We start from the raw sequence: 9,854 nt of genomic DNA on the forward strand, positions 1-9,854 counted from the left end.
GTTCGCGTCAGCCGCCTCAGACGGTCCCGCAGGAACTCGGCGCCGGGCGGTCGAGGACGCGGTCCAGGAGGTAGCGGGCGTTGGTCGACCGCTCGGAGAGCATCGGGATGGCGTGGTCGATCACCAGGCCGGGGGCGATCGACGGCACCTCGGCCGTCCGCAGCTCCACGGTGGTGCCCTGTTCGCACCAGTCGCGGACGAGGTCGACGGCCGTGTGGTGCGGGACGACGTCGTCGTTCCTGCCGATCATGACCAGCGCCGGCACCGCCGGCGCGACCCTGCCCAGGTTGTAGCCCTCGAGCACCCGGACGATCTCCGGCTCCGACCGCGCGGCATCGCCGAGCGAGCGGCCGTCCACGGTGAACTCGTTCGTACGCTTCAGGCCGTAGGCGAAGGCGGTCTCGGCGACGCACTGCCCGGCGGTCACCTCGAGCATGCGCTGCCCCTCGGCGTTGAGATGCCGGTCGAACGCCGGCCGCAGCTCGGGGTGGACCTGCAGGATGCCGTTGATCGCGTATCCCACCGCGCCGGTGAGCAGTCCGCCGTCCACGCGGTCGAGCGTGCCGAGCATGTCGGACGGCGGCGCTCCCGCCGCGATGCCGACCAGGTTCACGTCGGGTGCGTAGTCCGGCTGCATCTCCCCGGCCGCGGCGGCGGCGCCACCGCCCTGCGAGTAGCCGCTGATCACGGTCTTGGAGTCGGGCGCGAGGTCCGTGCCGGGAAGCCGCACCGCCGCGCGGGCGGCGTCGAGGGCCGACCGGCCCTGGGAGTCGCGGTTGACGTACGGGTGGTGGCCGGGCGTGCCGAGCCCCTCGTAGTCGGTGACGACGACGGCGAAGCCTTCCATCACCATCGTGAGCGCGTCGATGATCGCGTACCCGGCGGCCATCGACGGGGGCGCGGTCTGGATACCCAGGCCCACCTCCATGGAGCGCGACGGCGCGCACTGGTCGCCCTGCCCCTGCGTTCCGGGCGTGACCACCGCGAGCGGGCGCGGCCCGGGGCCGGTCCAGGGCGCCTTGGGCTGCAGGAACGTGCCGGTCACGGCGATCGGAGCGCCCGCGGCGCCGGTGGAGCGGTACATGATCCGCTGGGCGTCGGCGGGCAGTGCACCGCCGTTCATCACATCGGGCAGGCTCGGAGTGATGGTCATCGGCTGGGTGCGGATGATCGCGCCCGGGTCGGCGGGGAGCTCGGCCGGCGGGGCGTAGAACGCGGTGCGATCCGGCGCGGTCGACGACCCCTGGGCGGCGGCCTCGGGCGCGCCGACAGGGGCCAGGGCGGGGGCCAGGGCGACCGCGACGGCCAGCGCGAGCGCTGCGGCGACGGTGGAGGGTCCGGATGGTGTGCGCCGGCTGGACGGTGTTCTCACGAATGCTCCCGGGGTCGAGACCGCGCGGCAGTGGGCCCGCGCCGTTGGGACAGAACCCTAACGCGTGTCGAGTCGTAGGTGTGTCCCACCTCACGGCCGTCCGGGCCCTCGTGTGGCAGCCCTTTCTGATCACCGTGAACATTTCGGTGGCCGGTGTCCGACCCCGCTGTTACGGTGAGAGCGTGCCCAAAGACGTGCTGATGTGCTGGCGATCCGGACCGACGTGGTCCCGCATCGCCCATGCCGTCTTGGCGTAGTACCGACGATGCGAGGGCCCGCCGGGATCGGTCGGGCCGCATCCGCCATGCGAGACGGTCTCCGACGGAACCCGGGTCAACGCCTCAGACCCCACGGCCCGGAACAGGACCGGGCCAGCCGACTTCAGGAGAGTCCCCAGGTGACCGCAAGTCCCCACACCACCTTCCACGCGCTCGAGGACACCGATGTCCTCGTCAGTGCACGGTCGCTGGACGAGTACACCGATATGTTCGGCCTGGACGAGGCCGACCTGAAGGGGCGCATCGTCGACTGCCCCGGTGGCGCGGCCAGCGCGGTGGCCGAGATCTGTGCGGCCGGCGGCGACGCCGTCGCGGTGGACCCGCAGTACGCGCTCGGCGCGGACGACCTCCGCGGCCGGATCCTCGAGGACGTCGAGCGGTCCCTGGCCCAGAAGCACGCGCGCGAATTCGACTATGACTGGGACGTCCGCGGCGGGGTCGTGGGGCACGAGGTCATACGCCGCTCGGCGGCCGACCGGATGCTGGGCCACCTGGCCACCGCCCCCGAGCGGTACGTGGCCGGGGCCCTGCCCTCGCTCCCCCTCGCCGATGACTCGGCCGACCTGGTGCTGTGCTCGCACCTGCTGTTCACCTACGCCGACCGCATGGATCTGGCCGACCATGTCGACGCGATCGTGGAGATGGCCCGCGTGGCGCCGGAGGTGCGGATCTACCCGCTGGTCGACCACGCCGGGAACCCGCTGCCGGAACTGGTGCGCAGTGTGATCGCCAAGCTCAAGAAGGAGCGGCTGATCAGCCGCATCGAGCCGGTGATCCGGCCGTTCCAGCTGGCCGCCACCACGCGGTTGGTCGTCGAGCGGAACGGCCGCCAGCGCCCCTAGGGTTCATGGCCGGCCGGCAGGGTTCACGGCTGGTCGGCGGGCGCCAACCGGAGGATCTCCTGCCCGGTGAACGGTGAGACCCCGGCGGTGGCGACGAGCGGCTGTGGGCCGCCCACCTCGAGGGTCAGGCCGGGTTGGAAGATCGTCCCGGTGGCCAGCGAGTAGGCCACGAGGTTGCACATCTCGGCGTAGACGGCCGCGGGCGGAGCGTCCACGTCGAGTCGCTCGAGGTCCATCCGGCCGAACCGGCCCAACCCGCTGGTGTAGACGCACGAGGTGGTCTCGGTCTGCATCCCGGCCCGCACCCCGACGAGCGCCGGCGCCGGCACGGGGTTGCCCGTCACGAGATCGCGGTACGGGCCGGCCGGCAGGGTCGCCGCGGCGCCGCCCACGCTCACGGCCACCGCGCCGGGCAGCGCGGTCAGGGCTGCTGTGACGTTCGCGACCGCCAACTCGCAACGGAGCGTGTCGAGCCGGGGGTCCAGGTACTCGGGTTCGCCCGGCTCGCCGTCGTCCCCGATCGGTCCCCACCGGAACCCCGCCACGACGACCTGGGACCGGTGCGTCTCCACCACGGCCTCGCCGCCGTTCCAGGCGGCCAGGTCACGCGTGTACTCGATGGCCTCGGGCACCGGCGCGTCGACCGCGGACACGATGACCGTCGCGTCCTCGACGTAGACGGCGGTGGCGGGGTCGTCGTCGGTGCCCCGCTCGACCTCGTACGACCCCTCGAAGATCTCGGTGAGGAGTTCACCGACCTCGTCGGGGCCGGGGGCGGGCCGGTCGAGCAGGACGATCGCCACCGGGGTCTGCTTCCACGACAGGTCCTCGCCGGTCTGCGGGTCGACGGCGGGCTGGTCGGGCTGCGGCGTGTCGGTCATGGTCCGAGGCTAACGCCTGACCCTGTCGCGGCACTGCCGCGACCGGCCGTCGCGCCCGCGCCGCGGCCCAGCCCGCGCCGCCGCCGGGTCAGTTGAGCAGGAAGTCGATCACGAGGCGCTCGAACTTGTCCTTCTGCTCGATCATCGCCCAGTGGCCACACCGCGAGAAGGCGTGGAGCTCGGCGCGCGGGAGCTGGCGGAACGCGAAGTGGGCCTGCTCGTAGGGGAGCATGCGGTCGTCGCGGCCCCAGATGAGCATGGTCTCCTGCCGGATCTGCGAGGCGCGGGCGTACAGCGGCGTGTAGGCGTTCTCGGGCTTGAGGATCGAGCCGAACACGGAGTACATCCGCTCGACGGCGCCCGGAGCGGTGGCGGCCTCGGTGCGGGCGCGGATGAGGTCCTCGTCCACGACCTTCTTGTTGCCGACCATCGTGTCGACCCAGGCCGCCATGGCCTTGTCGGACGGCTCCGCGAGGAACTCGAACAGCCGACGCGATCCCTCGCTCGGCTCGGGCGTGAACAGGGGAGCGGCCAGGCCGCCGGGGCCCATGAGCGCCATCTTGCGGACGCGGTGCGGGTAGGCGAGAGCCGTCTCGCAGGCGACGTTGCCGCCCATGGAGTTACCGATGATGTCGACCTTTTCGATGCCCTTGGCCTCGCAGAACGCGTCGATCGCCTCGGCGGCGATGAGCGGGTAGGCCTTCTCCCACTCCAGGTCGGAGCTCTTCCCGAATCCCGGCATGTCCAGCAGGATGGTGTGGAAACGCTCGGCGAAGACGGGGAAGTTGCCGGCGAAGTTGGACCACGCGGTCACGCCGGGGCCGGATCCGTGCAGGAAGAGGACGGGCACCGCGCTCTCGGGCTCGGCGACGCTTTGCTCGCCCGCCTCGTGGTAGTGCAGCTCGAAGCGGCCGGCGGTGATGGTCTTGCTGGTGGACTCGAAGTCGAGGGCGCTCATGCCCCCCACGCTACTAGAACACGTTCTAGGAATCCCACCGTCGTCCGAAATTAAGTCAGCCGCGCGGGGAGTCCCTGAAACATCCCCGCGCGGCGATGGCGAAACTCTAACCTGAAATCGCGCTGGGTGACAAGTCGGTAACAATTATGACGGGTGTCACGCCGGCCGCACTAACGCCGTTGACGCTGGCCAGCATTTATGAAGTGCCACATATGGACGGTCGGTGTAGATGGGGGTGGCGATGACCGCTTGGCCACCCCGGGCTCGTCACCCCGGCGTCACCTCATGACCCGGTCGAGGAACGCGGTGGCGTCCGGGATGGCGGCGTAAACGGTCCCGCTGTGGTCCCGGTCCGGGTAGACGTGCAGCTCGAGCGGCTGCGCGTTGAGGGACATCTCCGCAGCCAGTGACAGCGCCGAGGGGGCGGGGACGTCCATGTCGAGCAGCCCCTGGCCGAGGAACACGGGCCGGTCGTAGCCCATTGCCGGCGTGCCCATGTAGCGGCGGAGGTGTCCGAAGACGTCGGGGATCTCCTGCAGTGGCCGCGCCAGCGCCTGCGAAACCTGGAAGTCGCCGACCTTCTCCCGCATCGCGGAGTAGCAGAGCGTCTCGGCGGCGTCGACCATCTCGCGACCCTGCGGTGTGAGGAACCCGTTGATGCCGAGTTCCGGGTGCTGGTCGCGGAACCCGGCGAGGATGTACATCGCGTACAGGTTGAGCCCGGTCGGGAGGTTCACCGGCGGGAATCCGGGGCCGCCCCACTGGAACAAATGCTCTATGTTCGCCGGCGCACCGGTCGCGACGACGCCCCGGTAGTCCAGGCCAGCCTGCGCGCCGAGTTCGGTGGCGCGGGTCGCGGTGACGAGTGCGGCGCCGGCGCCCTGCGACTGCCCCACGAGTCCCCACCTGGCGGACAGCGGAAGCCCGTCCGCGCGCGCGGCGACGATCGAGTCGACGATCCCTCTCGCGGCGGCCTGCCCGTTGAGGTAGCTGAGCAGCCCGGGGGTGCCGAGGCCCACGTAGTCCGAAGCCACCACGGCATACCCACGGTCCAGCCAGTGGCCGAGGTACTCGGCGTCGCGCTCGGAGCGTGGCTGGGTGGACGGAGCGCAGTCGTCGCCGAGGCCGGTGGTGCCGTGTGCCCAGGCGACGACGGGCCAGCCGCCCGGTGGTGGGGTGCCGTGCGGCAGGAACACCGCGGACGTGGCGATCGCGTTGCGGCCGTGCTGGTCAATCGTCCCGTACGCCTGCCGTACCGCCCGCCCGGCCTGCGGCAGGGAGAGCGCGGGGTCGAGCGGGACCGTCGCCGCGGCGACGCCGGGGGAGGGGACGGGTTGGTTCCACTCGCGGGTATCGAGCCCGGACCAGGTGGGCGCGGGGTTGGGCGCGGGCTGCGCGTTCGCGGTCGGAGCGGTGAGGGAGGCGACGACGACGAGGGCCGCAGTCGCCGCTGCCAGCGGGCGGCCCGAGCGGGTGGCGGAGGAGCGCGGAGGGGTGACGGAGTTCATACCCGGAGGGTAGTCCGTTCCGCCCGCTTCGACCCCGTGTTGCCTGCGGTTTCGGCACGTGCCGCCTCATGTCGGCCCCGGCAGAATTCTGGTCGTGATCGTGGCGTTCTCGGCGGTCGCCACGGGGCTGGGACCTCCGACTCGTCACGACGGCGACGACCATTTCCGCCGTGGCCACGACCGCTTTCGGGCGGGACGCGACGTACGCTGCGCTCGTGCCCCAGAAGACGATTGACCTCCCAGACCTGACCGGCCAGACCTGGCTCATCACCGGCGCGACGAGTGGGGTCGGGTTGGAGACGGCCCGCGCCGCATCCCGGGCGGGCGCGCGGGTGATCCTCGCCGTCCGCGACACCGAGCGCGGGCGGCAGGTGGCGGCGCAGCTGCCCGGTGAAACCCGGGTGGTGGAGGTCGACCTCGCCTCGCTCGAGAGCGTCCGCCGGGCGGCAGGCGAGTTGCTGGGCGGTGAGCCTGAGCCGGTGGACATTCTGGTCAACAACGCCGGCGCGATCACTCCACGCCGGTGCGAGACCGGCGAGGGTTTCGAGATGCTTCTCGGTGTCAACGTGCTGGGCCCGTTCCTGCTCACGAACCTGCTGTTGCCGCTGGTGCGGCGGCGGGTGGTGATCGTCGCCTCCAACGCCCACAAGAGCGGGTCCTTCGATGTCGAGGACCCGCATTGTCGCCGTCGACGGTGGGCCCCCGCCCCGGCCTACGCCCAGTCCAAGCTCGGCGACATGTTGTGGGGCCTGGCGCTGGACCAGCGGCTGCGGGACGGGAGAGCCGAGGCGGCTGCGGCGGGGGTGGACGTGCAGCTCACCCACCCCGGCTGGGCGGCCACGGGGATCTCCAATGCGACCGGAAGTGCGGCGATCGACCGGGTGGTGACCGGCGTGTGTTCGCTCTTCGCCCAGCCCGCCGCGCAGGCCGCGCTCACGACGATGTTCGCCGCAACCCGTCCGCTGCCGCCGTGCAGCTACACAGGGCCGGACGCGATGCAGCACCTGCGGGGGATGCCGGCGCTCATCGGACGCAGCACCGAGGCGTCGGACCCGGCGATCGCGGAGCGCTTCTGGGAGTTCGCCGCGGCGGAGACGGCGACGGACTGAGGCCGCCGCGAGCAGCTCGCGGGGTCGCGCGCGGGTTAGTGCAACCAAAAGGTTGCACTACGGCTGCGCCCGTGCCATGGTGGAGCCACAGGTGCACCCCGCGACCCAGCATTCACCGAGCGGAACGCACCGCGAGGGAGGGAAGTCCGATGAGCGAGAACCGAATGGCCGGAACCGGACCCGATACGACCACCGACGACGTGCCGGACGAGATCGTCCGCAGCATCCGCATCGACGCCGAGGCGCAGACCGTGTGGGGCATCGTCTCGGAACCGGGATGGTTCATCAACGACGGCGAGTGGACCGAGCACGAGATCACCACCGAGGGTGACGTCTCGCGCGTGGTGGACTCGGTGCACGGCGAGTTCAGCATCCGCACCGTCGAGTTGGACCCGCCCCGCCGGGCGGTGTTCCGCTGGCTGGGCGGGCAGGTCGGCAGCGTCGACGAGTTCCCGTCCAACACAATCGAGTTCACCGTCGAGCCGCAGGGTTCCGGCGTGGTGCTCACGGTGCGGGAGACCGGATTCGCCGGTTTGAGCAGCGACGCGGTGGTGCGCCGCCAGCGGTTCGAGGAGAACTCCGCCGGGTGGGCGACCGAACTCGACCTCGCCCGGCGCCGGGCGGAGGATCAGGCGTGAGCGACGTCCCCACCGACTCCCGCGAGGCCGAGGGGGAGGGGCTGTCGGGCCTGCTCGCGCCCGAGGCGGACGGCGTCTTTGCCGCTCTCGCCGACCGGACCCGCCGCCACATCCTCGTCCGTCTGGCCGATCGGCCGGACGACGCCGGCGCGGTGGCCGCCGACCTCGGGATCAGCAGGCAGGCGGTGGCCAAGCATCTGCGAATACTGGTGGAATCGGGGCTCGTCACCGCGAGCCCACAGCAGCGACGGCAGGTCCACGCGGTGCGGCCCGATCGGATACGGGAGATCTCCGATCTGCTCGGCGCGGTGTCCCGGGGCTGGGATCGCAGGCTCGCCCTGGTCAAGCAGCGCGCTGAGCACGCCCAGCGCACCGAACACGCCGAGCACTCCCGGCGCGCAGAGTGACCGCAGGTCAGGTGAGGTGGTCGAACTCGCCGTCGACCCAGGCGGCGTAGCGCTCCGCCGAGCGCTGGACGGCACCGCGGGCGTCCCGCGGCACGCAGCCGCCGAAGTTGCTGTAGATGCGGTCGAAGTCGTAATGCGAGACGTGGTCGGCGATCCGGCGGACGACGGCGCCGGACAGCGGCATCCAGTTGGGGAACGAGCGCATGAAGGTCACCCACCCCGGATCCGCGACCGAACCGATCGTGTCACCGGTGAACAGCACGCCGCGACCGTCGGGGGCGGTCCAGTGAACCACCACGCTGCCCGGGAAATGCCCGCCGGGCTGCGACGCGCGCACGCCCGGCACGATCTCGATCTCGCCGCCCTCCGCCGGGTCCGCGGCGTGGCCCCCGCCCCACACCACCGTGTTGCCCGGCCGCAGGCCCAGCCACTGCTCGTCCGGCGCGGAGACGTAGACCGGGCAGTCGTCGAACGCCGCCGACCACAGCGACTGCACCCCGTACATGTGCGGATGCGAGGCGATGATCGCGGCGAGGCCGCCCCACCCGCGCACCGCGGCGACGGCCTCCTCGCTGATGTAGTTCGGCGCCTCGACCAGCACATTGCCGTGCTCGGTGCGGATGAGCGCCGGCTTCTGCCCGATGCCGGGGCAGTTGATCTGCACGAGGTTGAGGACGTCGGTCTCGCGCTCGGCGAACTCGATCGACGCGCCCCGGGCCCGGGACTCCTCCGGGTCGGTCCACCGCTGCCCACCGGACGGCACGTACTGGCGCTCGTCCGCGCAGATCGGGCACACCTCCGGTAGCGGCTCCGCGCGCTCGACCCCGCAGGTCGCGCACTGGGTCACCGAGCCCACGGGTGCGCCGCCCGCGCCCGCACCGCGACCGTGGCTCACGGCATGTCCCCCTCGATGTCGACGGCATGCCAGTCGTCGCCTATCTGCAGCTCGAGCGACCCGTCGACGGGGATCTTCTCGGACTGGCTGGAGACGGCGGACTCGAGTGCCTCCTGGGCGGTGTCGAAGTCGCCGAGGTCGATCGTCTGGTCGGGGGTGTGGAGGCGGTAGTGCGGCATGCCCCGATTGTCCCCGTCGCGCGCGACTGCCGCATCCGTCGCGGCCCCCGACCCACCCGCGCCGCAGTGGCAGGCCCCGCAGGTGCGCGGTGCCCGCTGCCCGGCGGGTCTTCCCTGGTGGCCGCCCGCGGCGCACACTGGACAGACCGCCGCCGCAGCGAGAGGGCACACCATGTCGTCGTCGTCATCCTCCCCGTCCCACGACCCACGCGACACCGCGCCGGCCGACCCGCCACCCGGGTACCCCGACCTCGGGCCCCAGCCGGTGGACGGGGTGCGGCTGCTGCGCGCACCGGCCGTGCCGACCGCCGTCGTCCGCGCCACCGGCGTGCCCATGGCCACGATCGCCGGGTTCTTCGATTCGGCCTTCGGCACGGCCTTCCCGGCCCTGTTCGCCGCCGGCGTCACCCCGGCCGGGCCGGCGTTCGCGCTCTACACGCGCACCACCGAGGAACCCGAACCCGCCGCGGACCTGGAGATCGGGTTCCCCCTGGCGCGACCGCTGGCCGAGCTGCACCCCGACGAGCCGTCCGAGATCGACGGGATGCAGGTCATCGCGTCCGAGCTCCCGGCCGGGGACGTGGCGGTGACCAGTCATCTCGGCTCCTACGACGGACTCGGGCAGGCGTGGGGCGAGTTCATGGGCGCGATCGGCGCGACCGGCCGCGCGCCGGGCAGCCCGTTCTGGGAGGTCTACGTGACCGAGCCGAGCCCCGACATGGACCCGGCCACCCTGCGGACCGACCTGTTCTGCCCCGCCCGCACCCCGGACGACGCCGCCTGACCC

General features: G+C 72.0%; 11 protein-coding genes. 5 read left to right on the forward strand and 6 right to left on the reverse strand.

The features are described 5' to 3' along the window. Positions 1-16 precede the first annotated feature (16 nt). Positions 17-1,372 (reverse strand): lipase family protein, encoded by a 1,356-nt coding sequence (locus J1M64_RS08945; RefSeq protein ID WP_206473926.1) that lies wholly within the window; start codon positions 1,370-1,372, stop codon positions 17-19. 397 nt (positions 1,373-1,769) lie between these two features. Here J1M64_RS08945 and J1M64_RS08950 point away from each other — a divergent pair, with 397 nt between their 5' ends. Then, positions 1,770-2,492, forward strand: coding sequence for a methyltransferase domain-containing protein (locus J1M64_RS08950; protein WP_067720115.1), 723 nt, complete (start codon positions 1,770-1,772; stop codon positions 2,490-2,492). Between the two features lie 23 nt (positions 2,493-2,515). Here J1M64_RS08950 and J1M64_RS08955 read toward each other — a convergent pair whose 3' ends face one another. The 3 genes from J1M64_RS08955 to J1M64_RS08965 all read right to left on the reverse strand — a co-directional run bounded on the left by J1M64_RS08955 (position 2,516) and on the right by J1M64_RS08965 (position 5,839). Continuing rightward, complete coding sequence (locus J1M64_RS08955; RefSeq protein WP_206473927.1) at positions 2,516-3,373, reverse strand: hypothetical protein; 858 nt, start codon at positions 3,371-3,373, stop codon at positions 2,516-2,518. 88 nt (positions 3,374-3,461) lie between these two features. After that, positions 3,462-4,331: an alpha/beta fold hydrolase gene (locus tag J1M64_RS08960; protein WP_120285743.1), complete on the reverse strand. Its 870-nt coding sequence runs from the start codon at positions 4,329-4,331 to the stop codon at positions 3,462-3,464. Between the two features lie 278 nt (positions 4,332-4,609). Then, complete coding sequence (locus tag J1M64_RS08965; protein ID WP_206473928.1) at positions 4,610-5,839, reverse strand: lipase family protein; 1,230 nt, start codon at positions 5,837-5,839, stop codon at positions 4,610-4,612. Positions 5,840-6,054: 215 nt separating this feature from the next. On the opposite strand from J1M64_RS08965, the gene J1M64_RS08970 reads away from it, so the two are divergent. The 3 genes from J1M64_RS08970 (at position 6,055) to J1M64_RS08980 (ending at position 7,993) form a co-directional block, all read left to right on the forward strand. Next, complete coding sequence (locus tag J1M64_RS08970; protein WP_206473987.1) at positions 6,055-6,948, forward strand: SDR family NAD(P)-dependent oxidoreductase; 894 nt, start codon at positions 6,055-6,057, stop codon at positions 6,946-6,948. A gap of 149 nt (positions 6,949-7,097) precedes the next feature. After that, complete coding sequence (locus J1M64_RS08975; protein WP_241261325.1) at positions 7,098-7,586, forward strand: SRPBCC domain-containing protein; 489 nt, start codon at positions 7,098-7,100, stop codon at positions 7,584-7,586. Beyond that, positions 7,583-7,993, forward strand: coding sequence for a helix-turn-helix transcriptional regulator (locus J1M64_RS08980; RefSeq protein ID WP_206473929.1), 411 nt, complete (start codon positions 7,583-7,585; stop codon positions 7,991-7,993). Before J1M64_RS08975 ends, J1M64_RS08980 begins: the two co-directional genes overlap by 4 nt. A gap of 7 nt (positions 7,994-8,000) precedes the next feature. Here J1M64_RS08980 and J1M64_RS08985 read toward each other — a convergent pair whose 3' ends face one another. Next, positions 8,001-8,888, reverse strand: coding sequence for a hydrolase (locus J1M64_RS08985; protein ID WP_206473930.1), 888 nt, complete (start codon positions 8,886-8,888; stop codon positions 8,001-8,003). Further along, positions 8,885-9,067 (reverse strand): hypothetical protein, encoded by a 183-nt coding sequence (locus J1M64_RS08990; protein WP_067720103.1) that lies wholly within the window; start codon positions 9,065-9,067, stop codon positions 8,885-8,887. The genes J1M64_RS08985 and J1M64_RS08990 overlap by 4 nt, the downstream gene beginning before the upstream one ends. Before the next feature lie 172 nt (positions 9,068-9,239). Between J1M64_RS08990 and J1M64_RS08995 the strand changes: the two genes are divergently transcribed. Continuing rightward, positions 9,240-9,851, forward strand: coding sequence for a GyrI-like domain-containing protein (locus tag J1M64_RS08995; RefSeq protein WP_206473931.1), 612 nt, complete (start codon positions 9,240-9,242; stop codon positions 9,849-9,851). Positions 9,852-9,854: the final 3 nt, after the last annotated feature.

It is taken from the genome of Dietzia sp. KRD202, from assembly GCF_017168155.1.
Classification (GTDB): domain Bacteria; phylum Actinomycetota; class Actinomycetes; order Mycobacteriales; family Mycobacteriaceae; genus Dietzia; species Dietzia kunjamensis.

Bases quoted from the DNA above. Each gene is read 5' to 3' on its own strand.
- J1M64_RS08955 (WP_206473927.1), bottom strand. From the start codon at position 3,373: ATGACCGACACGCCGCAGCCCGACCAGCCCGCCGTCGACCCGCAGACC.
- J1M64_RS08990 (WP_067720103.1), bottom strand. From the start codon at position 9,067: ATGCCGCACTACCGCCTCCACACCCCCGACCAGACGATCGACCTCGGC.
- J1M64_RS08965 (WP_206473928.1), bottom strand. From the start codon at position 5,839: ATGAACTCCGTCACCCCTCCGCGCTCCTCCGCCACCCGCTCGGGCCGC.
- J1M64_RS08995 (WP_206473931.1), top strand. From the start codon at position 9,240: ATGTCGTCGTCGTCATCCTCCCCGTCCCACGACCCACGCGACACCGCG.
- J1M64_RS08975 (WP_241261325.1), top strand. From the start codon at position 7,098: ATGAGCGAGAACCGAATGGCCGGAACCGGACCCGATACGACCACCGAC.
- J1M64_RS08960 (WP_120285743.1), bottom strand. From the start codon at position 4,331: ATGAGCGCCCTCGACTTCGAGTCCACCAGCAAGACCATCACCGCCGGC.